Below are 25,925 nucleotides of genomic sequence, written 5' to 3'. Positions count from 1 at the left end.
CCGGACCTTGCGGGCAAGGTCCGGCCGGGTGCGCGGCGTTGACGACCCGTGTTGACGTATCGCCTTTACCTGTCGGTGACTTGGTTGATTTACCGGCCCACGGAGGGCGCGGGCTCAGCCGAGCAGCGAGGACAGCTCCACATGCTCCGCGCCGTGCGCCTCGGCGACCTCCCGGTAAACGACCTTGCCGTCATGGGTGTTGAGGCCCCTGGCCAGCGCCGGGTCGCGGCGCAGCGCGTCCGCCCAGCCGTGGTTGGCCAGCTCCACGATGTAGGGCAGCGTGGCGTTGGTCAGCGCGTAGGTGGAGGTGTTGGGCACGGCGCCGGGCATGTTGGCGACGCAGTAGAAGACCGAGTTGTGGACCTGGAAGGTCGGCTCGGCGTGGGTGGTCGGACGGGAGTCCTCGAAACAGCCCCCCTGGTCGATCGCGATGTCGACAAGGACACTTCCGGGCTTCATCCGCGAGACCAGCTCGTTGGTGACCAGCTTCGGGGCCTTGGCGCCAGGGATCAGCACCGCGCCGATGACGAGGTCGGCCTCCAGGCAGGCCTTCTCCAGCTCCAGGGTGTTGGAGACCACGGTCTGGATCTTCGTGCCGAAGATCCTGTCCGCCTCGCGGAGCTTGTTGACGTCCTTGTCGAGCAGGGTCACGTGGAAGCCCAGGCCGATGGCGATCTGCGCGGCCTGCCAGCCGGAGACACCGCCGCCGATGACGACGGCCCGGCCGGCCAGGACGCCGGGGACGCCGCCGGGCAGCACACCACGGCCGCCGTTGGCGCGCATCAGGTGGTAGGCGCCGACCTGCGGAGCCAGCCGGCCCGCGACCTCGGACATCGGGGCGAGCAGCGGCAGCGCGCGGCTGGGCAGCTCGACCGTCTCGTAGGCGATCGCCGTGGTCCCGGACTCCAGGAGGGCGTCCGTGCACTCCTTGGACGCCGCGAGGTGCAGGTAGGTGAAGAGCGTCTGGTCCTTGCGGAGGCGGTGGTACTCCTCGGCGATGGGCTCCTTGACCTTCAGCAGCAGGTCGGCGGTGGCCCACACCTCGTCGGCGGTGTCCAGGATCCCGGCACCGGCTGCCGCGTACTCCTCGTCCACGATCGAGGAGCCGACACCGGCGCCGCGCTCGATGACGACCTGGTGGCCATGACGCACCAGCTCGTGCACGCCGGCGGGGGTGATGGCCACCCGGAACTCGTTGTTCTTGACCTCGCGGGGGATGCCGACCTTCACGTCGATCACGGTCCTTGGCTCAGAGGGTATGGGGGCATTGCTAGGCATACCCGGGCACGCACGGGCACACCGGGATAGACCGCAGGAGAACGTGCGGCGGAGCCAGTCTAATGAAGGTGTTCCCGCTGTCTAGCCTTTCATTACATCAATCTTCCTCGGATGCACTACGGATTTCGCAGGCGTCAGGTCGAGGTTTCAGGTTTGAGTCGGCGAAGAGGGCCTCCAGGGGCTCGTCGTTCCCGTCCTGCTCCTCCCCCAGCAGCCGCTCGGCGGCGCCCCGGTGCAGCCGGGCCGACGCGGGGTCGCCGAGGTGCTCGAGGGTGTCGGCGACCCGCAGGTGCAGCGCGGCCTGCAACCGTGCGTCCTCGGCCCGCCGGGCCCACTCCACGGCCTCCCGGCAGGTGCGCAGCGACTCCTCGGGCCGGCCCGCGTACTCCTGGACCCGCGCCAACTCGCTCATGGCCCGCGCCTGCGCGGCCACGTCCCCGTTCCTGCGGTGGCCGGTGATCGCCGAGCGCCAGTTCCGCAGGGCCTCGCCGTAGCGGCCGGCGTAGGTGTGGGCGGCGGCGATCCGCCCGTACAGCCGGGCGGCGTCCTCACGCTCGCCCCGGGCGAGCCGCTCGGCCAGGGCCCGGCCGAACCAGTCGGCGGCCCGGTCGAAGTCGCCGAGTTCCAGGTGCGCGCCCCCTACGGATTCCATCGCGCGGCCGGTCGCGTACGGATCGTTCACCTCGCGGCCGGCGTCCAGTGCCGCCCGGTACCGCAGCAGCGCGTCGGCCGTACGGCCGGTCCGGGCGTCGAGGTCGCCGAGGTTGAGCAGGGCGGCGGCGCGTTCGCGGGGCAGGTCCAGGCGCTCGGCCACGTCGAGGACGAGGGTGTGGATGACGTAGAGGTCGGGCGCCGCCGCCTGGGTGCCGACGTGCGCCACCATCGCCCGTACCAACTGGGACATCAGCCGCCGGGCCAGGGTGTCGAGCTCCCCGTCGAGGACCGCGAGCCGGGCCGAGGCCAGCAGGGCGGGCCGGGTCAGGCGCAGCCAGTCGGCGGCCGCCCGCGGGGTGGGAAAGCGCAGGGCGCGCGGCATGTCGAGGAGTTTCTGGCGCGCCTGGGGGTTGTCGGTCTCGGTGATGGCCCGGCACGACTGGAGCATCCGTACGGTCCGCTCCAGCATGCGGGCGCCGGCCAGCCGGCGCTCGGCCGGGCGTTCGTGGTGCTCGACGAGGACGCGCAGCAGGGGGTGCAGGCAGCCGGGCACCTCGTACTGCGGGATCGGCGAGTCCACCGCGTGCAGGAAGCCGAGGGCGACGAAGTCGTCCAGGACGGTGCGGGCGCTGTCGACCGAGCAGCCGGCGAGGGCGGAGGCGGTCTGCGGGTCGACGAGGCCGGCGGGGGCGAGGGCGAGCAGCCGCAGCATCCGGGCGGCGGTGGTGTGCAGGGCGGCGTAGGCGAGGCGGAAGACCCGGCTCAGCGCGGTGCCCTCGTCGTCCTCGGCGCGCAGCTGTTTGGCGAGGTCGGAGACGGCCGCCTTGGGGCGGGCGGCGAGCCAGCCGCCCGCCAGCATGAGCGCGGCCGGCTGGCCCTGGCACTCCTCGGCGAGGCCCTCGGCGGCCCGGGGGTCGACGGTGATCCGGACCGACCCGGTGTGCCGGGAGAGCAGTTCCACTCCGGACTTGGCGTCCAGGCCGCCCAGGGTGCAGGGGCGGACGTCGGAGATGCCGGTCAACGGGCCTTCGGAGACCGCGACGACCAGGCAGTCCGGGGTGTCGGGCAGCAGGGCGTCGACCTGCTCGGCGTCGGCCGCGTCGTCCAGCAGGAGCAGGGCCCGGCGGTCGGCCAGTGCGGAGCGGAGGGCGTCGGTGAGGTCGTCTTCACCGGCTCCGGCCGGGGCGTCCTGGTCGAGGGCGGCGAGCAGGTCCCGGGCGGCGCGCTCGACGGGCACGGGGGTGCCGTCGGGGTCGGTCAGCCGGGCGCGCAGGATCCCGTCCGGGTAGGCGCCGGCGACCTGCCGTGCGAGTTCCTCGGCGAGTGCGGTGCGCCCCGACCCGGGCCGGCCGGCGATGAGCAGCACGCGCGCGCGTGGGGCCTTGCGGCCCGCAAGCGTGTCCAGTCCGGCGCGCTCGATGTCGGCGCGCAGTTCCTTCAATTCCCGTGTACGGCCCAGGAACCGGCGTTCTCCTGAAGCGTGCCCGGTCAGCCGCACGTCGCCTGTCTCCACGACCTGATCCGTCACGGGCCACACTCCCGTCCCACCACGCACAAGCCCGCCGGGACTCCGGTCCGGGCGTGGAACAGAGCCTAGTTCACGCTCTGCAACGTTCCGGGCGGAGCGCGGCGGGCACGGCGACGGCATCCCCCGATCGGATCAACAGATCGTAGGACTGACAGGGTCGGGGTGGCCCCGAAGGGGCCCGGGGCTGTACCTGAACTGCGGCTCCGCCGCGCGGGCGCGACCGGCCACGGCGAGGCCGCACCCGACCGGCAACGTTCGCGGCGCCCCCAGCGGAGCGCTACGCCTCGAACGGACGCGCCGGCCACGGTGCCTGGGCCGGGCGCAGTGCGTCCAGACCGTCTCCGGACCGCGCGGCGAGCAGGGACAGGACACCCACGACGAGGCAGTTGTTGTGCAGTTCGCCGGCCAGCACACCACGGGCGAGCTCGTCGACCCGAACCCGGTCGAGCTCCATGTCGGCCTCTTCCTCCTCGACCGCGAAGCGTTCGCCCTCGGCCTCGGACAGGTCCCGGGCGAGGAAGATCCGTACGGCCTCGTCGCAGCCGCCGGGCGTGGTGTAGACGTCGGTCAGCACGCGCCAGTCCTCGGCCTTGACGTGCGCCTCCTCGTACAGCTCGCGCTGCGCGGCGTGCAGCGGGTTCTCGCCGGGGACGTCGAGGAGTCCGGCCGGGATCTCCCACAGCTTGTGGCGCACGGGGTGGCGGTACTGGCGCAGGACCAGGACGCGGTCGGCCTCGTCGAGGGCGAGGACGGCCACGGAGCCGGGGTGGACCTGGTAGTCGCGGCCGACCACGGTGCCGTCGGGCATGACCACGTCGTCGGTGCGGACGGAGGTCTTGTTGCCCACGAAGGGGGTGTCCGTCGCCCGGATCTCCCACTCCTCCGGGGTGTCCTTGATCGTCATTCCTGTCCTTCCACGTGCCCTGCGCGACCTGCCGGAACGAAACCGGGGTGCACACCCATTGAAGGGATGCACCCCGGCCACCGTACAACTGGTGTGTTACTTCGAAGTCTTCCGCTCGACCGCGGCCTTGACGAGCCCGGCGAAGAGCGGGTGCGGACGCGTCGGCCGCGAACGCAGCTCCGGGTGCGCCTGGGTGGCGACCAGGTACGGGTGGACGTCGCGCGGGTACTCGACGTACTCGACGAGCTTGCCGTCCGGCGAGGTGCCGGAGAACAGGATGCCCGCCTTCTTCTCCAGCTCGGCGCGGTAGGCGTTGTTCACCTCGTAGCGGTGCCGGTGCCGCTCCTCGACGTACTCCTTGCCGTCGTACACCTCGCGCACGATCGAGCCCTCGGCCAGCTTCGCCGGGTACATGCCGAGCCGCATGGTGCCGCCCATGTCGCCCTCGCCGGCGACGATGTCGAGCTGCTCGGCCATCGTGGAGACGACCGGGTGCCCGGTGGCGGGGTCGAACTCGGTGGAGTTGGCGTCCGCGATGTCGGCCAGGTTGCGCGCGGCCTCGATCACGATGCACTGCAGGCCGAGGCAGAGGCCGAGCAGCGGGATCTTGTTCTCACGGGCGTAGTGGATGGCACCGACCTTGCCGGTCACACCACGCTCGCCGAAGCCGCCGGGGATGCAGATGCCGTCGACGTCGCCGAGCTGCTGGGCGGCGCCGGCCGGGGTCTTGCAGTCGTCGGAGGTGACCCACTTGATCTTCACGCGGGCCCGGTTGGCGAAACCGCCGGCGCGCAGCGCCTCGGTGACCGAGAGGTAGGCGTCGGGCAGGTCGATGTACTTGCCGACCAGCGCGAGCGTGATCTCGTGGTCGGGGTTGTGGACGCGGTCGAGCAGGTCGTCCCAGGTCGTCCAGTCCACGTCACGGAACGGCAGGTCCAGCTTGCGGACCACGTAGGCGTCCAGGCCCTCGCCGTGCACGGTCTTCGGGATGTCGTAGATCGAGCGGGCGTCGGGGCAGGCGACCACGGCGGCCTCGTCGACGTCGCACATCAGCGAGATCTTCCGCTTGATCGCGGTGGGCACCTCGCGGTCGCAGCGCAGCACGATCGCGTCCGGCTGGATACCGATGTTGCGCAGGGCCGCAACCGAGTGCTGGGTGGGCTTCGTCTTCAGCTCACCCGAGGGGCCGATGTACGGCAGGAGCGAGATGTGGACGACGAAGACGTTGTCACGACCGACCTCGTGACGGACCTGGCGGACGGTCTCCAGGAACGGCAGCGACTCGATGTCGCCGACCGTGCCGCCGACCTCGGTGATCACGACGTCGACCTCGTCCGTCGCCATGCGGCGGATGCGGTGCTTGATCTCGTTGGTGATGTGCGGGATGACCTGCACCGTGTCGCCCAGGTACTCGCCGCGCCGCTCCTTGGCGATCACGGTGTTGTACACCTGACCGGTGGTGACGTTGGCGGAGCCGTCCAGGTCGCGGTCGAGGAAGCGCTCGTAGTGGCCGATGTCCAGGTCGGTCTCGGCGCCGTCGTTGGTGACGAACACCTCACCGTGCTGGAAGGGGTTCATCGTGCCCGGGTCGACGTTGAGGTACGGATCGAGCTTCTGCATCACGACACGCAGACCGCGGGCCTTGAGCAGCATGCCGAGGCTGGAGGCCGTCAGGCCCTTGCCGAGCGAGGAGGCGACACCCCCGGTGACGAAGATGTGCTTGGTCGTCGAATTACGAAAAGCGGCGGGCGGCATGGCCAAGACGGGGCTCCCGTGGTCGCGGTATGGGGGTGCGGTACGGCCGCCTGCCGGAGGTCCGGGGGCTGCCGTCGCTGCGGTTCGGGGGTTTGCTGCCCACCGGTCCACGGGCTACCAGCGTATCAGCGCCTCGGGGCCATGGCTTCCGGCCACGCTCCGCGCACGGATCGCCACGGAGAGGGCCCCCGTCACCGGTTCCTCACCCGTTGCTCACTCGTTCGGCGTACCCGGCTTGCCCGGAGCGGCACCCAGATCATCTGCGTGCGTCGTATCCTGCTCGGACACTCGCTGCCGAGCCCGCCCGGCCCAACGGCACCACCCCCCGCCCGTAAGCACCGGAACAAGGTGAGCTCGTCAGTTCGTTGAGCAACAATTGGCGCTTTGCGTCACGCCTGAGCGACCTGTTTTGCTTCATCGCTCAACGACGCTTTGCAAGACTGCTGAAAACCCCCCTTGACCGCACTAGCGACAGCCCCCTCGTGGGGTGACGTGGCCGTTCGACTGGAGTTGCACGTGGCCGGGCGCATCGAAGACTACGCACTCATCGGAGACATGCAGACCGCTGCCCTGGTCTGCCGGGACGGGACAGTCGACTGGCTGTGCCTGCCCCGCTTCGACTCGCATGCCATCTTCGCCGGCCTGCTGGGCACGGAGGAGCACGGCTTCTGGCGGCTCGGCCCCGCGTACGCCTCCGACCAGCAGCCCCCCACCGCCGCGCGGCGCAGCTACCGGGGTGACTCGCTGATCCTGGAATCCGAGTGGGACACCCAGCGGGGCACGGTCCGCGTGACGGATTTCATGCCGCCGCGTGACGGCGCCCCGCAGCTGATCCGGATCGTGGAGGGCGTCTCCGGCCGGGTGCCGATGCGCTCGGCCCTGCGGATGCGGTTCTCCTATGGGCGAGTGGTGCCGTGGGTCCACAAGCACGACGGGCGCACGGTGGCCGTCGCGGGCCCCGACTCCGTGTGGTTCGACACATCCGCCGAGACCTACGGCAAGTCGCTCACGACGTACGCGGACTTCACGGTCGCGCCGGGCGACCGGATCGCGTTCACGATCTCCTGGCAGCCCTCGCACAAGGAGCCGCCGCCGCTGCCCGAGCCGGAGCAGTCGCTGGAGGCGACCGAGGACTTCTGGCGCGAGTGGGTCGACCACTGTACGTACCACGGCCCCTACCGCGAGGCCGTGGTCCGCTCGCTGATCACGCTGAAGGCGCTGACGTACGCCCCGACCGGCGGCATCGTCGCCGCGCCGACCACCTCCCTGCCGGAGGACATCGGCGGCGTCCGCAACTGGGACTACCGCTACACCTGGCTGCGCGACGCGGCGATCACCCTGTCCTCGCTGCTGCGCACCGGCTACCGCGAGGAGGCCCGCGCCTGGCGCGAGTGGCTGCTGCGGGCGGTGGCCGGCGACCCGGAGAACCTGCAGATCATGTACGGCATCGCCGGTGAGCGCGAGCTCGGCGAGGCGGAGCTGGACTGGCTGCCGGGCTACGAGAACTCCACCCCGGTCCGGGTCGGCAACGGCGCCGCCCACCAGCTCCAGCTTGACGTCTACGGCGAGGTCACCGAGGCCCTGCACCTGGCCCACATGACGGGCCTCGCGCGCAACGACTACGCCTCGCTGCTCCAGCTGAAGCTGATCCGCTACCTGGAGGACCACTGGCAGGATCCGGACGAGGGCATCTGGGAGGTGCGCGGCCCGCGCCGCCACTTCGTGCACTCCAAGGTGATGGCCTGGGTCGCGGTCGACCGCACCATCAAGCTGATCGAGTCCGGAGACGCGGACGGCCCGCTGGAGCGCTGGCGCGAGCTGCGCGACGACATCCACCGGGACGTCTGCGAGAGGGGCTACGACAAGGAGCGCAACACCTTCACGCAGTCCTACGGCTCGAAGGAGCTGGACGCCTCCCTGCTGCTGATCCCGCAGATGGGCTTCCTGCCGCCGGACGACAAGCGGGTCATCGGCACCATCGAGGCGATCCAGCGGGAGCTGTCCACGCCGGACGGCTTCATCCTGCGCTACCCGACCTCGGGCGGTGACGAGGGCGTCGACGGTCTGCCCGGTGACGAGGGGGCGTTCCTGGCCTGCTCGTTCTGGATGGCCGACGACCTCGCGATGATCGGCCGCGTGGACGAGGCCCGCAAGCTCTTCGAGAAGCTGCTCTCGCTGCGCAACGACCTCGGGCTCCTGGCCGAGGAGTGGGACCCCCGTCTCCAGCGTCAGGTCGGCAACTTCCCCCAGGCGTTCAGCCACGTGCCCCTCATCGACACGGCCCTGCGTCTGACGGCTTCGGGCGCCTACGGCGGCTGAACGGGCCGGACGGGTCGCGGCCGCCTAGGCTGGAAGCGGACGATTCCCCCGGTCGGAAGGGGGCGGCCATGGCTCCCCTCTGGAAGGCGGGCGCGGCTCTCGCCGCGCTGCGCGAGGAACTGAGCGGCGATGTGTTCGCCCCGGACGACGCGGGCTACGACGAGGCCCGGGCCGTCTTCAACGTCATGATCGACCGGCGGCCCGCGGTCATCGCGCAGTGTGCCGACGCGGACGACGTGGTGCGGGCGGTGCGGTTCGCCAGGGAGCTGGATCTGCCCGTCGCGGTGCGCGGCGGGGGGCACAGTGTGGCGGGCATGGCGGTCAACGACGGCGGTGTGGTGGTCGATCTGCGCCGGATGCACGCGGTGACCGTGGATCCGGCGGCGCAGGCGGTCCGGGTCGCGGGCGGGGCCACGATGAGCCATCTGGACCGGGCCACCGAGCCGTACAAGTTGGCGACGACCGGCGGCCGGGCCTCCACCACGGGCGTCGGCGGCTTCGTGCTGGGCGGCGGCACCGGCTGGCTGGACCGCTGGTGCGGACTCGCCGTCGACAATCTGCTCGCCGTCGAGCTCGTCACCGCCGACGGCAGCCGCGTCCACGCGAGCGCCGACGAGAACCCGGACCTGTTCTGGGCGCTGCACGGCGGCGGCGGAAACTTCGGCGTCGCCACGGCACTGACGCTGCGGCTGCACGAACTGCCCGAGTTCTCCATGGCGTTGGTGCTGTACCTCCCGGAGCACGGCCCGGACGCCGTCCGCACCTTCCGCGAGGTGATCACCTCAGCGCCCGACGAGGCGGGCGGCGGCATCATCTACCTCACCGCCCCGCCGGAGGAGTTCGTCCCCGAGCACCTGGTCGGCCGGCTCGTGTGCGGCGCGCTGCTGACGTACGCCGGCGGCGAGGACGACATGCGCAAGGTCGCCCAACCGCTGCTGGCCCTGCCGCACGAGGCCGAGGTCGTCGGCGCGATCCCGTACGCCGACCTCCAGTGCATGATCGACGACCCGCCGGGGATGCGGAACTACTGGTCGGCGGAGTACGTGTCGGGCGCGCCCGACGACTTCGTGGACGCCTTCTGCTCCCTCGCCGAATCCGTGCCCGTGCCGACCGGCACCCAGCACGTGCTGTTCCCGCAGGGTGGTGCGATCGCGGCCGGGCCGCCCGAGTACCCGGTGCCCTACCGGGACGCTCCCTGGGCGGTGCATCCGTTCGCCATCTGGGAGGACCCGGCGGACGACGAGCGGTGCCGGCAGTGGGTGCGGGACGTCCGGGCCGGCACGCGGCCGTGGAGCACCGGCGCCGTCTACCTCAACTTCATCGGCGACGAGGGCGACGCGCGTGTGGTCGCCGGTCTGGGTGCCGAGAACACCCGGCGGCTGGCGGAGCTGAAGCGGCGCTACGACCCGGACAACGTGTTCCGCTTCAACCACAACATCACGCCGGCCTGAGCGCCCTGAGCGTCCGCTCCCCCGCCGGGTCGCCCGCCGTCGCGGGCACCAGCGCGATCTCGTCGAGCCCGGCCTCGGCGTAGGCGTCGATACGGGCGCGGACGGTGTCGGCGTCGCCGACGAGGGCGACCGTGCCGGCGGCCTCCGGGGGCATGGCCCGCAGCAGGGTGTCCGGGTCCGCGCCCTTGGCGGCCAGCTCCACGATCTCGGCGTACCCCGCGTCGACGAACATGTCGCTGTAGCCCGGCACCGTGAGATAGCCGACGACGCTGCGCAGGACCTGCTGGAGCGTCTCGGGCTTCGGGTCGACGGCGGCGGGCAGCCACGAGGCCAGCCGCGGCGGCGTGCGTCCCGCCTTCTCGGCGGCCGCGAGCATCCGGGCCCGCAGCACCCGGACCTGTTCGGGCGAGACGATGTCGAGCAGCATCCGGTCGGCGTGTTCGACGGCCGCGGCGACCGCGCGCTCTCCGAACGCCGCGACGGTGACCATGCCGCCGGGCGGCGGCAGCCGGCGCAGGAAGCCGCTGCCGGGCACGATCGGCTCACCCGGCACGCTGTGCATGAGGGCGCTCACGGCCGCCGCCGACTCCGCGAGAGTGGCGGCGGGCCGGGTCCGCGGCCGGCCGTGCACGCCCTCGACGACCCGCTTGCTGGAGGTGCCCAGTGCCACACCGACGGTCCGGCCGGTGACGGCCGCGGTGGAGGCGGCGCCCCGGACGATGGTGAGCGGGTCGCGCACGTTCACGGGCACGGGCCCGGCCGTCAGCACGGCGTGTTCGGTGGCCGCGCCGATCGCCGTCGCCAGGACGAACGAGTCCCACGTGGCTCCCTCGCCCGCCCACACCTCCCGGTATCCGAGCCGGTCGGCGAGGACCGCGACCCGCAACGGCTCCTCGATCGGACTGTCGTCCTCACGCCCTACGGCGACCACGCTGATGTCCATGACGGCGCCCGTACCCGGCCGTTGCCACGGTAATCCCGTGTCCTGACCGGCCGCGCCCCCGTACGTGATCGCTCCCCTGCGCCTCCGGAGATGTCCGTGAGGCACCCGCACGGGTAGCGTCCGGCACATGGACAGCGGGACGGACAGCGGCTACGGCACCCAGGGCGCCGGGATCACCGTGCAGCGGGCGCTGGAGCTGCCGGGGCTGCGCAGCGGGCTGCCCGAGGTGCTGGCGGGCGCCGAGCGGCTCGGGCGCACGGTGCGCTGGGTGCACGCCGGCGAGGTGCCGCACATCGCCTCCCTGCTCAAGGGCGGCGAGCTGCTGCTGACCACGGGCTACGGCCTCGGCACCCGCCCGGCCGAGCAACGGGCCTTCGTGCGCACCCTGGCCGAGCGGGGCATCGCCGCCCTGGTGGTGGAGCTCGGGCCGCGCTTCACGCGGCTGCCGGCCGCCTTGGTCGACACGGCACGCTCCGCCGGGCTGCCGCTCGTCCAACTGCACCGGGAGGTGCCGTTCGTCACCGTCACGGAGGAGGTCCACACCGAGATCGTCAACGGCCACTACGCGCTGCTGCAGCGGGCCGAGGAGGTGCACCGGCGGTGTACCGAGGCCCTGCTCAGCGGTGGCGGGGTACCTCAAGTGCTGGCCATTCTGGCTGATTTCGGCGGGAATCCTGTCTTTCTGGAGACGGCGGACGGGCAGTTGCTGTACGCCGCCGGGGCCGGTCCCGAGGGCGCGGACCCGCTGCAGGTGTGGGAGGGGCTGCGGGCCCAGAACCGGGATGAGCCGCCGCCGGCGGGCTCGGTCCTCGTGGACGTCCCGGGCGGCGGGCCCGGCATCGGGGGCGTCCGGGCGCGTCTGGTGCTGCTTCCCGTACGGGCGCCCCTGGCGCCGGTGCACCGGATGGCGGCCGAGCGGGCCGCGGGCATCCTGGCCGTGGTGCTGATGCAGGCACGGCAGGAGGAGGAGCTGGCGGCGCGGGGGCGGGGCGACTTCCTCACGGATCTCGCCGAGGGCCGGGTCACGGCGGAGGACGCCCCGGCCCAGGCGCGCGTGCTGGGCTTCCGGCCGGGCGACGGTCCGCTGCTGCCGGTGGTCATGCGGCTGGGGGACGCCCTGTCCCCGGGGGGCGGCTGGGCGGTGCTCGCCCGGGCGGTCTCGGCGGAACTGGCCTCGGTGGGTGTACCGCTGCTGCTCGGGGTGCGGCCGGTGGAGGGCCGGGTGCTGGTGCTGCTCGGGCTGCGCTCGGAGCCGGAGCGGACGACGGTCGCGGACCGGGTGGCGGTGGCGCTGCGGGCCGGGGTGGGCCGGGCCGGGATGCTGCGGCCGGGCGGGCAGCCGCCGGTGGTGGTCGTGGGGGTGGCCGGCGGCTGGACGGCGGTGGCGTCGGGCCTGCGGCACGCCGCCGAGTCGGCCACGGCGGCCCAGGGGCTGCCCGACCGGCCCTGGTACGACGCGCGCCGCCTGGACATCGATCTGCTGCTGTGGCGACTGCGTGACCATCCGGACCTGGCCGCCTTCGTCGACCGGGCCCTCGGCCCGGTCCTGGAGCACGACCGCCGCTCCCGGCCGCCGCTGCTGCCCACCCTGTCGACGTACCTCGCGCACGCGGGACGCAAGGCGGAGACGGCCCGGGAGCTGCACCTCAACCGGCAGACCCTGTACAACCGCCTGGCGCGCATCGGGGAGTTGCTGGGCACGGACCTCGACGACCCGCAGACCGTTCTGGCCCTCAGCCTGGCGCTGCGAGCCCGCAGACACGTTCCCCAGGGGCCCTACGGCGGCGCTACGGGAGCGGCCGGGGCTGGGTCAGCTCGTCGTACACGCTGAGCACTTGGGCGACCGTCTCGTCCTCGGTCGGCCAGGTCGCCGCCTGCCGGGCGCCCTTCTCCTTCAGCAGCTCCCGGCGCTCCGGGTCGCCGAGCAGGCGTACGACGGAGTCGGCGAGGGCCCCCGCGTCCCCGCACGGAACGAGTTCGGCCGCGTCCCCGACCAGTTCGGGAACGCCGCCGACCGCGGTCGCGACGAGCGGCACACGGGCGTGGAGGGCCTCCTGGGCGAGGACGGAGCGCGCCTCCTCCCAGCGGCTGGGCAGCAGGGCGAGATCGGCGGCGGCGAGCAGTGCGGTGATGTCGTCGCGCCGTCCGAAGAGCCGGACCGGCAACCCCTCTTCCTCGATCCGCTCCTGGAGTTCGCCGCGCAGCGGCCCTTCCCCCGCGATCACGACCAGGGGAACCGGATCGAGACGGCGCCACGCGCGCGCGGCGTCCAGCAGCACGTCGTATCCGCGGTGCCGCTCCAGAGAGCCGACGGCCACCAGCAACGGCCGTCCGATGGCGCCGAGTTCGGCCCGCACCTTGGACCGCAGGCGGTCCGGATCGTCCCGTTCCACGGGCCTACGGGGGCCGGGCAGGGCGACGGCGGCGAGCCGTGCGTCCCTCGCCCCGGTCCGCCGGGCCCGGTCCACCAGCGCCGACGTCGTGCCCAGCACCACCGTGGCGGCTTTCACGACCCGGCGCTCCAGCACCCGCAGCAGATGGGCGCGGGCTCCGTCGGCGTGCGCCCGGTCGTGCCACGTCACGACCAGCGGAGTACGCACGCGCCGCCCGCTGAGCGCCAGCACGGTCCGGAAGGAGGCGTGCAGCCCGTGGGCGTGCACCAGATCGGCGTTGGCGCAGGCCGCCCGCAGGGCCGCCACCGACACCGGGTCACTGCTGCGCGGCACGTGCACATGGTCGGCCCCGACACCCCTGAAGTCGTAGGCGCGATCCGCCTCGAAGGGGGCGCACACCGTGACTTTCACGCCCCGCGCGACGAGCCCCGCGGCCAGGGAGCGCACATGCGTGCTGCTGGCGGCGTTGCCTCCGCCCAGCACCTGCACGGTGCGCAGCGGCGACTGGCCATGCGGTGAGTGGCTGCTCACGGGGGTCACGTGGCCGGGCTCCTGGTTCGGGTCGGGCGGTCACGAAGCGGTTTCCTACGCGTACTCCGCCAAGGATGCCAGGACATACGGGGGTTCCGGGAACGCCGGGACCCCGACGGCGCGACAGTGGGGCGCGGCGTCGGGGCAGTGCGCCGGGCCGGGTCACCCACACGAGTGAAGATCGGCGCACCCGTCCGGTCCTGCCGCACGACCGCTGCTTCAGCTAGACATCCGCCCGGGCCGTCGCCAGCAGTTCCTCCGCATGGGCCCGTGCCGTCTCCGAGTCCTCCTGCCCGGCGAGCATGCGGGACAGCTCCCGGACCCGGTCCTCCCCCTCCAGCACCTTCACGCCGGAACGGGTGACCGACCCGTCGTTGGTCTTCTCGACCAGCAACTGCCGGTCGGCGAAGGCGGCGACCTGCGGGAGATGGGTGACGACCACGACCTGCGCGGTCTTCGCCAGACGGGCCAGCCGCCGGCCGATCTCGACCGCCGCCTTGCCGCCGACGCCCGCGTCGACCTCGTCGAAGAGGTACGTCGGCACCGGATCCGTCCCCGCGAACACGACCTCCACGGCCAGCATCACCCGGGACAGCTCACCGCCGGACGCGCCCTTGGCGATCGGCCGGGGCGGCGCGCCCGGGTGCGGGGCCAGCAGCAGTTCGACCTCGTCGGCACCGGCGGGCCCGTACGCGACCGCACGGCCGCCGACCTCGACGCCCTCCGGGTCCTCGGTCTGCCGGATGTCGAAGGACACCCGGGCGTGCGGCATGGCGAGCGAGGCCAGTTCGGCGGTGACGGCGGCGGCGAACCGCTCGGCGGCGTCGGTCCGGGCGTCCGTCAGCGCCTGTGCGAGCCCGCCCAGTTCGGTCCGCAGCGCGTCCCGCTCGGCGGTCAGCTCCCCGATCCGCTCGTCGTCACCGTCGAGTTCGGTCAGCCGGGCGGCACCTTGCTCGGCCCAGGCCAGCACGGAGGCGATGTCCTCGCCGTACTTCCGGGTCAGCCCGGTGAGCGCGGCCCGCCGCTCCTCCACGGCCGCCAGCCGCAGCGGATCGGCGTCCAGGTCGTCGGCGTACCCGGCCAGGTCCCCCGCCGCGTCACGCAGCAGGATCCCGATCTCCCCGATGCGGTCGGCGAGCGCGGCCAGCGCCGGGTCGTGCGACCGTACGGCGTCCAGGGCCCGCTGCGCGCCCGCGACGAGCGTCCCGGCGTCGACGCCCTCCGGGTCCTCCGGATTTCCGGCGAGTCCGGCGTGCGCGACAGCGGCGGCCGACGCCAGCGCCTCGGCGTGCCCGAGCCGCTCGGCCTCCTCGGCCAGCTCCACGTCCTCTCCGGCCCGGGGCTCGACGGCGGCGATCTCATCGAGCCCGTAGCGCAGCATGTCGGCCTCCTGGGCCCTTTCACGCGCGCGCGTGGTGATCTCGTCGAGCTCGGCGGCGACGGCCCGCAGCCGCTTGTACGCCTCGCCGTACTTGGCCAGCGGCCCGGCGACGGCGTCGCCGGCGTACCGGTCGAGCGCCTGGCGCTGCCGCTGCTGTTTGAGCAGCCCCTGCTGGTCGGTCTGCCCGTGCACGGCCACCAGCTCGTCGGCGAGCTCGGCGAGCACCCCCACGGGCACGCTGCGACCGCCCAGGTGCGCCCGTGAGCGCCCCTCGGCGGAGACGGTACGGCTGATCAGCAGGGCCCCGTCGTCGAGCTCGGCCCCGGCCTCCTCGGCACGGACGGCCGCCGTCGCGTCGTCCGGGACGGTGATCCGCCCCTCCACGACCGCCTTGCCGGCCCCGATCCGCACGAGCGCCGGATCCGCGCGCCCGCCGAGCAGCAACCCGAGGCTGGTGACCACCATGGTCTTGCCCGCACCCGTCTCACCGGTGACCGCGGTGAACCCGGGCGACAGCTCGACCACAGCGTCGTCGATCACGCCCAGCGACCGTATCCGCATCTCCTCCAACACGGACACGACCTTACGAGGTCCGAGCCAAGGATTGCGACTGGCCTGCCTTTGTCACCCACGTGAGTGGAAGTGGCCTTCTCGGGGGCGCGGGGAACTGCGCGACCAGCCACAGACGCCCCGCACCCGCCGACGACGGTCAACCACCCTAATGAGGAGCGCCGCGCCACCCGGAAACCGGCAGCGCGAACTTGGCAACCAACCGGTCAGTGAAGGACGCATGATGCAGCCGAGCCAGCCGAACCGGCACAGCCCCCCGCCGGACCTCCACCCTGGCCCCGGCGGGCAACTCCACGGTCCGCCGCCCGTCGCACCACAGCACACCCGGCGGAATGTGCGGCAGAACCTCCACAGCCAACACAGAATCCGGCGATGTCACCAACGGCTTCGCGAACAACGCGTGCGCGCTGATCGGCACCATCAGCAGCGCCTCGACCTCCGGCCACACCACGGGCCCACCCGCCGAGAACGCGTACGCCGTCGACCCGGTCGGAGTCGACAGCACGATCCCGTCACAGCCGAACCCGGTCACCGGACGCCCGTCGATCTCCAGGACGACCTCCAGCATCCGCTCGGCGGACACCTTCTGCACGGCCGCCTCGTTCAGCGCCCAGTCCGTGTGCACGATGTCCCCGTTGCGGTGCACGACGACGTCGACGGTCATCCGCTCCTCGACCTCGTACGCCTTGGTCACCACCCGGTCGACCACCTTGTCGAGGTCGTCGCGCTCGGCCTCGGCGAGGAACCCGACCCGCCCGAGGTTGACGCCGAGCATCGGCACCCCGGAGGCCCGGGCGAACTCCGCGCCGCGCAGCAGCGTGCCGTCGCCGCCCAGCACGATGAGCAGCTCACACCCGTCGAGGCACTGCGGAGTGGCCTCCTTGACCAGCTCCACCTCCTCCGGCAGGGGCAGGTCACGCGCCTCCGCCTCCAGGACGCGCACACCGAGACCGGAGCGCAGCAGCCCCTTCACCACGAGTTCGGCACTGCGCACGGCGGCGGGCCGCCCCGTGTGGGCGAGCAGGAAAACAGTACGAGCTCGGTTCTCGGTCAACGCGGCCCCTCCGCCACTGCACGCTCGACATCGGCCGGGTCCAGTTCCGGTGCCCCGGCCCGCAGCCACAAGAAGTATTCGACATTCCCCGACGGCCCGGGCAGCGGACTGGCCGTCACGCCCTTCACCCCGAGCCCCAGTCCCCAGGCCTTCTCGGCCACCCCCGTCACCGCTTCGGCCCGCAGCCGGGTGCTGCGTACGACTCCCCCGCTGCCCAGCCGCTCCTTCCCCACCTCGAACTGCGGCTTGACCATCATCACCAGGTCGGCGTCCGGCTTCACGCACCGCACCAGGGCGGGCAGGACCAGCCCGAGCGGGATGAAGGACAGATCCCCCACGACAAGATCCACAGGCTCCCCATCGATCTCTTCAAGTGTCAACTCGCGTACGTTCGTACGATCCTTGACGGTGACGCGTTCATCCTTCTGCAGAGACCATGCAAGTTGTCCGTATCCGACGTCCACGGCGACGACATGGGCGGCGCCCGCGCGCAGCAGGACGTCGGTGAAACCACCGGTGGAGGCGCCGGCGTCCAGTGCCCGGCGCCCTTCGACGGCCAGGCCCAGCGGCACGAACGCCTGCAGCGCGCCGGCGAGCTTGTGGCCGCCGCGCGACACGTAGTCGGGGTCGTTGTCGTCTACCGCGACGACGATCGCGGCCGCGGTCTCCACCTGCGTGGCGGGCTTGGTCGCGACGGTCTTGCCGACGGAGACACGCCCGGCGGCGATCAGCTGGCCGGCGTGCTCACGCGAGCGCGCGAGCTTCCGGCGGACCAGCTCCGCGTCCAGACGGCGGCGTGCGACTCCTGCCACGGTGTGTTCAGCTCCTGTGTTCGTGCGTCCGCGGGGGCGCCGGAGGACCCGGGCGGGCGTCGAGCGCGGTGAGCGCGTCGCGCAGCCCCCGGTGTACATCCTCGTACACCTCGACGTGTCCGTCGGTGGCGAGGTGGTCGGCGTCACCGAGCCGGGCCAGAACCGCGTCCACGTCGGCGTCGCCGGTGGGGGTACGGGGCACGTTCAGCGGGGCGGGAGCGGCCGGGTCGTACGCGGGCTCGGGCGCTTCCTCCACCGGCGGCGGGTCGGGAACTGCGTCGTCCATGCCCAGACGCTACCGCGAACCCCTGCGGTAACGTCGACGGCGATGGCCACGATCGAGGAGTGCCGCAGCGCACTCGACAAGCTCTCGGACAACATGCAGCACGCCGAAGGGGACGCCCGCGACGCCGCGGCCCTGGACCGTTCGGTCAGCTGCCACATCACGGACCTGGACGTCACCTTCGTGGGCCGCATGCAGGGCGGGCGGATCGAGGTGCGCGACACGGTCCAGGGACCGCCGCCCGACCAGGCCGAGATCAGACTGGCCATGGCCGGCGACGACCTGGTGGCCCTGGTCGACGGCGAGCTGAACTTCGCCACCGCATGGGGCTCCGGCCGGGTGAAGCTGCACGCGGGTTTCCGGGACCTGCTCCGTCTCAGGAAGCTGCTGTAGCCTCCGCGGCGGTCTTCGCCACCGCCGCCGCGCCCGTCACACGGGCCTTCCGCGCCGCCGGCACCACCAGCGGCGTGCCCGTCTCCGGGTCGTCGATCACCTGGCAGCGCAGCCCGAAGACCTCTTCCACCAGCTCGGCCGTGACGATGTCGTTCGGCGCGCCCTCGGCGACGACCGTGCCCTCGCGCAGGGCGATGAGGTGGGTGGCGTAGCGGGCGGCGTGGTTCAGGTCGTGCAGCACGGCCACGAGCGTGCGGCCCTGCTCCTCGTGCAGCTCCGCGCACAGGTCCAGGACGTCGATCTGGTGCTGGATGTCCAGGAAGGTCGTCGGCTCGTCGAGCAGCAGCAGCGGGGTCTGCTGGGCGAGCGCCATGGCGATCCACACGCGCTGGCGCTGACCGCCCGACAGCTCGTCGACGTAGCGGTCGGCCAGCTCGGCGACGCCGGTCTGCCGCATGGCCTCCTGGACGATCCGCTCGTCCTCGGTGGACCACTGCCGCAGCAGGCCCTGGTGCGGGTAGCGGCCGCGGCCGACCAGGTCGCCGACGGTGATGCCGTCGGGTGCGATGGACGACTGGGGCAGCAGGCCCAGAGTGCGGGCGACCTTCTTGGCGGGCATCGACTGGATGACCTGCCCGTCGAGCAGCACCCGGCCGTCGCTCGGCTTGAGCATCCGCGACAGGGCCCGCAGCAGCGTCGACTTGCCGCAGGCGTTGGGGCCGACGATCACGGTGAAGGAGTTGTCGGGTATCTCCACCGACAGCTGCTCGGCGATCACCCGCTGGTCATAGGCGAGGGTGACGTTCTCGGCGGACAGGCGGTTCACGGTGCTCCTTCGGTCGTTCAGTCCGCTGTTCTTGTTGCTCTCGGCGCTCATATCCGTCCCGCCCGGCGCTCGGTGACCAGCAGCCACAGCAGGTAGACACCGCCGAGTACGCCGGTGACCACGCCCACGGGCAGCTGCTCGGCGCCGAACGCCCGCTGCGAGAGCAGATCGGCGGCGACCAGCAGGGCGGCGCCCATGCAGAGCGAGGCCAGCAAGTTCGGGCCCGGCGACCGGGTGAGGCGCCGGGCCAGCTGCGGCGCGGTGAGCGCGACGAAGCTGACGGGTCCGGCCGCGGCGGTCGCGGAGGCGGTGAGCAGCACGGCCGCCACCATCAGCAGCAGCCTCACGCGCTCCACCCGCACCCCGAGGGCGTACGACACGTCGTCGCCCATCTCCATCATCCGCAGCGCCCGGGCGTTGCCGAGGACGAGCGGCACGAGCACGGCGCTCAGCCCGAGCAGCGGCCAGACCTGGGCCCAGTCACGGCCGTCGAGGGAACCGGTCATCCACACGACCGCGCGGGCCGCGTCCACGATGTCCGATTTGGTGAGCAGATAGCCGTTGACCGCCGTGACGATCGCGGAGACACCGATGCCGACCAGCACCAGCCGGTACCCGTGCACGCCCCGCTTCCAGGCGAGCACGTAGATGGCGAGGCCGGTCACCAGGCCGCCCACGAGCGCGCCGACGGCGACCTGGCCGGCGCTCCCGGAGAACAGCACGATCATGGTGAGCGCGCCGGCCGTCGCGCCCTGCCCGAGACCGAGCACGTCCGGACTGCCCAGCGGGTTGCGGGAGATGGACTGGAACAGCGCGCCGCCCAGGCCGAGCGAGGCGCCCACCAGCAGCCCCACCAGGACCCGCGGCAGCCGCAGCTCGTTGACGATGAACTCCTGGCCCGCGTTGCCCTCGCCCACCAGCGTCCGCAGCACGTCGGCGGCGGGGATCGGGAAGTCGCCGGTGCCGATCAGCACGACACTCGCCGCGAGCGCCACGACCAGCAGCAGGAGCACGACGACGAAGGCGCGCACGTCCAGACGTACGGAGAGGCCGCCCGGGGTCCGCACGGCACGGTTGGTGGTCTTCACAGCTGCGCCGTCCTCCGCCGTCGTACGAGAAAGATGAACACCGGGCCGCCGAGGATCGCGGTGACGATGCCCACCTGGAGTTCCGCGGGCCGGGCCACGATCCGGCCGAGGACGTCGGCCCCGAGCAGCAGCACCGGCGACAGGATCGCCGCGTACGGCAGGATCCAGCGCAGGTCGGGCCCGGTGAAGGAGCGCACGACATGCGGCACCATCAGGCCGACGAACACGATCGGACCGCAGGCGGCGGTCGCGGCCCCGCACAGCACGGTCGCGGCCAGCATGGACAGCGCCCGCGTCCGGTTCAGGTTGGCGCCGAGCGCCTTGGCGGTGTCGTCGCCCATGGCCATGGCGTTCAGCGGCCGCGCCAGCGCGAGCGCGAGGACCGTACCGGCCAGCAGGAACGGCAGGACCTGACGGATGGTCGAGTCGGTCGCCGAGGACAGCGAACCGACCGTCCAGAAGCGCATCTTGCCGAGCGCCGCGTCATCCATGATCATCACGGCCTGGAGGTAACCGTAGAGCGCGGCGCTGAGCGCCGTACCGGCGAGGGCGAGCCGTACCGGCGTCGCACCCCGGCTGCCGCCGAGGAACCACACCAGCGCCCCGACCGCGGCCGCACCGAAGAACGCGAACCAGACGTAGCCGGTGAGCGAGGTGACCCCGAGGTACGTGATGGCCGTGACGACCGCTGCGGACGCGCCCGCGTTGATGCCGAGCAGCCCGGGATCGGCCAGCGGGTTGCGCGTGAGGGCCTGGAGGACCGCACCGGCCAGACCGAGGGCGGCGCCGGCGAGCAGCCCGAGCACGGTCCGCGACAGCCGCTCCGCGACGACGACGTCGCCGTACGACCCCGAATCGTCGAACAGGCCGTGCCAGACCTGCCCGAGGGACAGCTCTTTCGCTCCGATCGCGATGCTCGCCAGCGCTACGAGCACCAGGATCGCGACGGCCAGGAGCAGCCCAAAGGCACGTATCGCACGTCGGGTTGGGGGCGCGGAGGTGGTCTCCGCGCGCTGTTCGGGGGGACTGTCGACCAACACGCAGGTTAGGTTAGCCTACCCTCGCATTCGATCACGATTCCGGAGCCCGGCCACGCCCCACGAACGCACGGCCGGAGCCTGCCCCGGAACCGTCTGTGCCAACCGGCGCTCACAGCCCCAGCCGGGCCAGCGCCTTCTCCCCGTCCAGCTCGCACACGCCCTCACCCGCGGCCGTCCACGCCACGGCGCACAACGCGCGCAACCCGTCCAGCGCCGCACCCTCCCCGTCCAGCTCCAGCCGGTCCGCACCGGCCACCGCCGTCCAGCCCCCGCACCGGAACCTGCCGTCGCCCGCCTCCACGACCTCCGGCTGGCCGCTGAGCATCCCGCGCAGATCGGCGTCCACATACGTCGGCCGGTGCTGCGGCGGCGCGGCCAGCAACTTCGCACCGTCGGTCACCCCGGTCAGCACGAGCAGCGAGTCGACGTCCCCGTTGAACGCGCCCTCGATGTCCGTGTCCAGCCGGTCACCCACCACCAGCGGTCGCTTCGCCCCGGTCCGCAGGATGGTCTCGCGGTGCATCGGCGGCAGCGGCTTGCCCGCGACCTGCGGCTCGGCGCCCGTGGCGATCCGTACGACCTCCACCGCCGCCCCGTTGCCCGGCGCGATCCCCCGCCCGCTCGGAATCGTCAGGTCGGTGTTGGAGGCGAACCACGGCACACCGCGCGCCACGGCGTAACTGGCCTCCGCGAAACGGCCCCACGGCAGCTCGGGCCCGCCGTAGCCCTGCACCACCGCCACCGGATCGTCGTCCGCCGACTCCACGGGCACGAGCCCGCGCTCGCGCAGCGCCACCCGCAGCCCCTCACCGCCGATCACCAGCACCCGGGCACCCTGCGGCACCTGCTCGCTGATCAGCCGCGCGACCGCCTGCGCCGAGGTGATGACGTCGTCCGCGCCCGTGGGTATCCCCAGCTCGCTCAGATGTGCAGCCACGGTGTCCGGCGTCCGCAGCGCGTTGTTGGTGACGTACGCGAGCCGCATCCCACCCGCCCGCGCCTCGGCCAGCGACTCGACCGCGTACTCGATCGCACTGCCGCCCGCGTACACGACCCCGTCCAGATCGAGCAGCGCGGTGTCGTACGCCTCGCTCAGGGCCTGCCCACTGCCCTCGGGCCTCGTCCTGACACTCCGGCTCATCCCGCATCGCTCCTCGTTCGACGGCTTTCCCCCGATCATCCCCCATGCCACCGACAGCCGTACGATGCCGGGATGGACACAGCAGGTCACTCGGAGGCAACGGCGCACCGAGGCCTGGAACTCACCCCGTTCCGAGGCCTCCGTTACGACCCCGACCGGGTCGGCAGCCTTGCCGCCGTGACATCTCCGCCGTACGACGTCGTGGTGCGCCCCGACGGCCTGCACCACCTGGAGTCCTCCGACCCTCACAACATCGTCCGACTGATCCTCCCCCAGGCCGCCACCCCCAGCGCCCGCAACGAGCAGGCCGCCGAGACCCTGCGCCGCTGGCTGTCCGAGGGCGTCCTGACCACCGACCCGCAGCCCGGCCTGTACGTCTACGAGCAACGCGACGGCACCGGCATGCTGCAACGCGGCATCATCGGCACCCTCCGCGTGTCGGACCCCGCCGAGCAGGTGGTGCTGCCGCACGAGGACGTCATGCCACACATCGTCGCCGACCGCGCGGCCCTCATGCGCGCCACCTCGGCGAACCTCGAACCCCTCCTGCTCACCTACCGCGGCGACGGCTCGACGACCGCCACGGCCGACCTCATCGAGCGCACCGCGGAACAGCCACCCCTCCTGGCCACCACCACGGAGGACGGTTTCAGCCACCGCCTGTGGTCGGTCACCGCTCCGGCCGACCTGGCCACGATCCAGACCGACCTGGCCCGGCACCAGGCCCTCATCGCCGACGGCCACCACCGCTGGGCGACCTACCGCCGCCTGCGCACCGAACACCCTTCCCCCAGCCCGTGGGACCACGGCCTGGTCCTCCTGGTCGACACGGCCCGCTACCCCCTCCGCGTCCGCGCCATCCACCGCCTCCTCCACGACCTGCCCGTCGACCGGGCCGTGGCCGCCCTGCACGGCCTCTTCCGGGTACGCCGTCTGCACGCCCCCCTGCCCGAGGCCTTGGATGCGCTGGCCGACGCGGCCTGCGCGGGCAACGCGTTCCTGCTGGCCGGCGACGGATCCTTCCACCTGGTCAACCACCCGGACCCGGACCTCCTGGACCGGACGGTCCCCGCCGACCGTCCCACGGCCTGGCGCACCCTGGACGCGACGGTCCTGCACGCCACCCTCCTCGACCACGTGTGGCGCATCCCCGAGGACTCCCCCGCCCACATCGCCTACATCCACGACACGGCCGCCACCGTCGCGAAGGCGGAACGCGACGGCGGTACGGCCGTCCTGATGCACCCGGTCCGCGAGGAGGTCGTCCGCGACCTGGCAAGGCAGGGCGTGACGATGCCGCGCAAGTCGACGTCGTTCGGCCCGAAGCCGGCGTCGGGCCTGGTGCTGCGCGCGCTGGACCTCTGAACGCACGAAGGGGGCGGGTCCCGGCCGGGACCCGCCCCCTTCTGCTGTCTACGTCCGGGTCAGTCCTTCTCCTCCGGCTCCTCCGGAGCGACGTCTTCGCTCTCACCATCGTCGTCGGCCATGGCGTCCACGAACTCCACACCGTCGAGCTCGGCGAGCCGGTCCGAAGCGTCCGTGCTGCCGTCCCGGTCGGCCTCCACGGCCTTCGCGAACCACTCGCGCGCCTCGTCCTCCCGTCCGGCGGCCAGCAGCGCGTCGGCGTACGCGTACCGCAGCCGCGCGGTCCACGGCTGCACCGAGTTGGAGGCCAGCTCCGGGCTCTGCAGCGTCACGATGGCCGCGTCCAGCTGCCCCATGTCCCGCCGCGCACCGGCCGCCACGAGCCGCATCTCCACCTGCCCGGCCTTGTCGAGCTTGTGCACCTCGGGCGCGCCGGCCATGTCCAGCGCCTTCTCCGGCCGCCCGAGCCCTCGCTCGCAGTCGGCCATGACGGGCCACAGCTCGATGTTGCCGGTCATCCGCTTGGCAGCCCGGAACTCGGCCAGCGCCTCGCCGTACTTCTGGTTGGCGTACGACGCGAACCCGGCGGCCTCCCGAACGGCGGCGACACGCGACGCCAGCCGCAGCGCCACCCTGGAGTAGCCGTACGCGCCCTCGGGGTCCTCGTCGAGGAGCCGCGCGACCATCACCAGGTTCCTGGCGACGTCTTCCGCGAGCGTCTTGGGCAGGCTCTGCAGCTCCTGCCGTACGTCCTTGTCGATCTCGTCACCCGTGACGTCCTCCGGGATCGGCAGCCGCTTGATCGGCTCCCTGTCCCGCTCCCGCTCCTCACGGAAACGGCCGCCACCGCGCCGGTCGTCACGCCGGTCGTCACGTCCCCGGAACCCACCCCGGTCGCCGTCACGCCGGAACCCACGGTCGCGATCGTCCCGCCGCGGCCCGCGCCCGCCACGGTCGTCCCGCCCACGGAACCCACCGCGGTCGTCCCGCCGGAAGCCACGGTCCCGGTCGTCGCCCCGGTTGTCATCCCGCCGGAAGTCCCCACGCTCACCACGGGGACTCTGATCACGGCGGAAGTCCCCACGCTCACCACGAGGACTGTCGTCACGGCGGAAGTCCCCACGCTCACCACGAGGACTGTCGTCACGGCGGAAGTCCCCGCGCTCACCTCGAGAACTGTCACCACGGCGGAAGTCCCCACGCTCTCCACGAGGGCCGTCGTCACGGCGGAAGCCGCCACGCCCGCCTCGACCGGCGTCGTCGCGCCGGAAACCGCCGCGCTCGCCCCGGTCGTCCCCGCGACGCTCGTCCCGCCCCCGGAAACCGCCACGGTCGTCCCGCCGGAACCCACGATCCCGGTCGTCGCCGCGGAAGTTACGATCCCGGCTGTCGCGACGCTCGCCGCGGTCGTCACGGCGGGGGAACCCACCACGGTCACCCTCGCGCCGATCATCCCGGCGGTCATCACGCCGGTCGTCACGCCGGTCATCCCGGCGGAAGCCACCGCGGGGGCCACGGTCGTCTCCTCGGCGCACATCGCCCCGACGGTCGTCGCGCCGGCCGAAGCCGCCACCACGGTTGTCGTCACGCCTGTCATCGCGCCTGTCGTCGCGCCGGAAACCGCCGCGCTCGCCCCGGTCGTCCCGACGCTCTCCTCGGTCGTCACGTCGGTCGTCACGCCGGAAGGAGGGACGGTCACCACGATCGTCACGCCGGAACCCACCACGGTCGCGGTCGTCCCTGCGCGGCCCGCGATCCCGGTCGTCACGGCGACCGTAGCCACCACCGCGGTTGTCATCACGCCGGTTGTCGTCACGGCGGTTGTCGTCACGCCGGAAACCACCGCGCTCTCCGCGGTCGGCTCGGTCACCACGGTCGCTCCTGCGGAAGCCACCACGGTCGCCACGGTCCCCGCGCTGGCCACCGCGGTCGCTCCGGTCCCCCTCCCGTCGCCGCTGGTCGCGCTCCGGTCGGTCTTCGGGAGAGTTGGTGGACATGGTGACTCCTGTCTTCGGTACCGCAAGTCATTCTCGCGCAACCGGGTCACCGGCGCGCAGTGCAAAAAACAAAAAAGGACCCCTGGTCCCAGCTGAACGCTGGTGACCAGGGGTCCTTCCAAAGATTGTTCGGCGGCGTCCTACTCTCCCACAGGGTCCCCCCTGCAGTACCATCGGCGCTGTAAGGCTTAGCTTCCGGGTTCGGAATGTAACCGGGCG

At 72.5% G+C, this 25,925-nt stretch carries 21 protein-coding genes and 1 rRNA gene; 5 read left to right on the top strand and 17 right to left on the bottom strand.

Features of this window, described 5'->3' with window-relative positions; genetic code table 11:
- Nucleotides 1-114: 114 nt before the first annotated feature.
- From ald to ABZ016_RS39035, 4 genes are all read right to left on the bottom strand, one after another.
- The gene (gene ald, locus ABZ016_RS39050) at nucleotides 115-1,239 is read right to left on the bottom strand and encodes an alanine dehydrogenase (RefSeq protein ID WP_356921509.1); all 1,125 of its coding nucleotides are present in this window, start codon (nucleotides 1,237-1,239) and stop codon (nucleotides 115-117) included.
- A 136-nt stretch (nucleotides 1,240-1,375) separates the two neighbouring features.
- Complete coding sequence (locus ABZ016_RS39045; protein WP_356921508.1) at nucleotides 1,376-3,460, bottom strand: tetratricopeptide repeat protein; 2,085 nt, start codon at nucleotides 3,458-3,460, stop codon at nucleotides 1,376-1,378.
- A gap of 277 nt (nucleotides 3,461-3,737) precedes the next feature.
- Complete coding sequence (locus tag ABZ016_RS39040) at nucleotides 3,738-4,364, bottom strand: NUDIX hydrolase (protein ID WP_356921507.1); 627 nt, start codon at nucleotides 4,362-4,364, stop codon at nucleotides 3,738-3,740.
- 96 nt (nucleotides 4,365-4,460) lie between these two features.
- Nucleotides 4,461-6,119, bottom strand: a complete 1,659-nt coding sequence (locus tag ABZ016_RS39035; protein ID WP_356921535.1) for a CTP synthase — start codon at nucleotides 6,117-6,119, stop codon at nucleotides 4,461-4,463.
- Nucleotides 6,120-6,635: 516 nt separating this feature from the next.
- Here ABZ016_RS39035 and ABZ016_RS39030 point away from each other — a divergent pair.
- Both ABZ016_RS39030 and ABZ016_RS39025 read left to right on the top strand, forming a co-directional pair.
- The gene (locus ABZ016_RS39030; protein ID WP_356921534.1) at nucleotides 6,636-8,438 is read left to right on the top strand and encodes a glycoside hydrolase family 15 protein; all 1,803 of its coding nucleotides are present in this window, start codon (nucleotides 6,636-6,638) and stop codon (nucleotides 8,436-8,438) included.
- Between the two features lie 68 nt (nucleotides 8,439-8,506).
- The gene (locus tag ABZ016_RS39025; RefSeq protein WP_356921506.1) at nucleotides 8,507-9,889 is read left to right on the top strand and encodes an FAD-binding oxidoreductase; all 1,383 of its coding nucleotides are present in this window, start codon (nucleotides 8,507-8,509) and stop codon (nucleotides 9,887-9,889) included.
- Here the strand turns inward: ABZ016_RS39025 and ABZ016_RS39020 are convergent.
- Nucleotides 9,876-10,832, bottom strand: coding sequence for an LLM class F420-dependent oxidoreductase (locus ABZ016_RS39020; RefSeq protein ID WP_356921505.1), 957 nt, complete (start codon nucleotides 10,830-10,832; stop codon nucleotides 9,876-9,878). The two genes, ABZ016_RS39025 and ABZ016_RS39020, sit on opposite strands and share 14 nt — an antisense overlap.
- 127 nt (nucleotides 10,833-10,959) lie before the next feature.
- On the opposite strand from ABZ016_RS39020, the gene ABZ016_RS39015 reads away from it, so the two are divergent.
- Nucleotides 10,960-12,663: a PucR family transcriptional regulator gene (locus tag ABZ016_RS39015; protein WP_356921504.1), complete on the top strand. Its 1,704-nt coding sequence runs from the start codon at nucleotides 10,960-10,962 to the stop codon at nucleotides 12,661-12,663.
- Here ABZ016_RS39015 and ABZ016_RS39010 read toward each other — a convergent pair.
- The 5 genes from ABZ016_RS39010 to ABZ016_RS38990 all read right to left on the bottom strand — a co-directional run bounded on the left by ABZ016_RS39010 (nucleotide 12,620) and on the right by ABZ016_RS38990 (nucleotide 17,859).
- The gene (locus ABZ016_RS39010) at nucleotides 12,620-13,765 is read right to left on the bottom strand and encodes a glycosyltransferase family 4 protein (RefSeq protein ID WP_356921503.1); all 1,146 of its coding nucleotides are present in this window, start codon (nucleotides 13,763-13,765) and stop codon (nucleotides 12,620-12,622) included. The genes ABZ016_RS39015 and ABZ016_RS39010 overlap by 44 nt on opposite strands.
- A gap of 214 nt (nucleotides 13,766-13,979) precedes the next feature.
- The gene (recN, locus tag ABZ016_RS39005) at nucleotides 13,980-15,698 is read right to left on the bottom strand and encodes a DNA repair protein RecN (protein WP_356921533.1); all 1,719 of its coding nucleotides are present in this window, start codon (nucleotides 15,696-15,698) and stop codon (nucleotides 13,980-13,982) included.
- Nucleotides 15,699-15,855: 157 nt separating this feature from the next.
- Nucleotides 15,856-16,761: an NAD kinase gene (locus ABZ016_RS39000; protein ID WP_003989274.1), complete on the bottom strand. Its 906-nt coding sequence runs from the start codon at nucleotides 16,759-16,761 to the stop codon at nucleotides 15,856-15,858.
- Complete coding sequence (locus ABZ016_RS38995; RefSeq protein WP_356921501.1) at nucleotides 16,758-17,573, bottom strand: TlyA family RNA methyltransferase; 816 nt, start codon at nucleotides 17,571-17,573, stop codon at nucleotides 16,758-16,760. The genes ABZ016_RS39000 and ABZ016_RS38995 overlap by 4 nt, the downstream gene beginning before the upstream one ends.
- Before the next feature lie 7 nt (nucleotides 17,574-17,580).
- Nucleotides 17,581-17,859: a hypothetical protein gene (locus tag ABZ016_RS38990; RefSeq protein ID WP_356921500.1), complete on the bottom strand. Its 279-nt coding sequence runs from the start codon at nucleotides 17,857-17,859 to the stop codon at nucleotides 17,581-17,583.
- Between the two features lie 42 nt (nucleotides 17,860-17,901).
- Here ABZ016_RS38990 and ABZ016_RS38985 point away from each other — a divergent pair, with 42 nt between their 5' ends.
- The gene (locus ABZ016_RS38985; RefSeq protein ID WP_356921499.1) at nucleotides 17,902-18,249 is read left to right on the top strand and encodes an SCP2 sterol-binding domain-containing protein; all 348 of its coding nucleotides are present in this window, start codon (nucleotides 17,902-17,904) and stop codon (nucleotides 18,247-18,249) included.
- On the opposite strand, the gene ABZ016_RS38980 is transcribed toward ABZ016_RS38985, so the two are convergent.
- From ABZ016_RS38980 to ABZ016_RS38965, 4 genes are all read right to left on the bottom strand, one after another.
- Complete coding sequence (locus ABZ016_RS38980; RefSeq protein ID WP_356921498.1) at nucleotides 18,233-19,126, bottom strand: ABC transporter ATP-binding protein; 894 nt, start codon at nucleotides 19,124-19,126, stop codon at nucleotides 18,233-18,235. The genes ABZ016_RS38985 and ABZ016_RS38980 overlap by 17 nt on opposite strands.
- Nucleotides 19,123-20,163, bottom strand: coding sequence for an iron chelate uptake ABC transporter family permease subunit (locus ABZ016_RS38975; protein WP_356921497.1), 1,041 nt, complete (start codon nucleotides 20,161-20,163; stop codon nucleotides 19,123-19,125). The genes ABZ016_RS38980 and ABZ016_RS38975 overlap by 4 nt, the downstream gene beginning before the upstream one ends.
- Entirely contained in the window at nucleotides 20,160-21,203 is a 1,044-nt protein-coding gene (locus tag ABZ016_RS38970) for an iron chelate uptake ABC transporter family permease subunit (protein WP_356921496.1), read from the bottom strand. Before ABZ016_RS38970 ends, ABZ016_RS38975 begins: the two co-directional genes overlap by 4 nt.
- Nucleotides 21,204-21,312: 109 nt before the next feature.
- Complete coding sequence (locus ABZ016_RS38965) at nucleotides 21,313-22,344, bottom strand: HAD hydrolase-like protein (protein WP_356921495.1); 1,032 nt, start codon at nucleotides 22,342-22,344, stop codon at nucleotides 21,313-21,315.
- 72 nt (nucleotides 22,345-22,416) lie between these two features.
- On the opposite strand from ABZ016_RS38965, the gene ABZ016_RS38960 reads away from it, so the two are divergent.
- Nucleotides 22,417-23,709: a DUF1015 domain-containing protein gene (locus ABZ016_RS38960; RefSeq protein WP_356921494.1), complete on the top strand. Its 1,293-nt coding sequence runs from the start codon at nucleotides 22,417-22,419 to the stop codon at nucleotides 23,707-23,709.
- Nucleotides 23,710-23,768: 59 nt separating this feature from the next.
- Here ABZ016_RS38960 and ABZ016_RS38955 read toward each other — a convergent pair whose 3' ends face one another.
- From ABZ016_RS38955 to rrf, 3 genes are all read right to left on the bottom strand, one after another.
- Nucleotides 23,769-24,503 (bottom strand): tetratricopeptide repeat protein, encoded by a 735-nt coding sequence (locus ABZ016_RS38955; protein WP_356921532.1) that lies wholly within the window; start codon nucleotides 24,501-24,503, stop codon nucleotides 23,769-23,771.
- On the bottom strand, nucleotides 24,395-25,579 hold the full coding sequence (locus ABZ016_RS38950; RefSeq protein WP_356921536.1) for a hypothetical protein: 1,185 nt from the start codon (nucleotides 25,577-25,579) through the stop codon (nucleotides 24,395-24,397). Before ABZ016_RS38950 ends, ABZ016_RS38955 begins: the two co-directional genes overlap by 109 nt.
- Nucleotides 25,580-25,833: 254 nt before the next feature.
- Nucleotides 25,834-25,925, bottom strand: a 5S ribosomal RNA gene (gene rrf / locus ABZ016_RS38945); the annotation flags it as partial.

The organism is Streptomyces sp. NPDC006372, assembly GCF_040612515.1.
Lineage (GTDB): Bacteria > Actinomycetota > Actinomycetes > Streptomycetales > Streptomycetaceae > Streptomyces.
The sequence above is the reverse complement of the archived record's forward strand: the minus strand, read 5'-3'. Positions and strand labels throughout refer to the sequence as shown.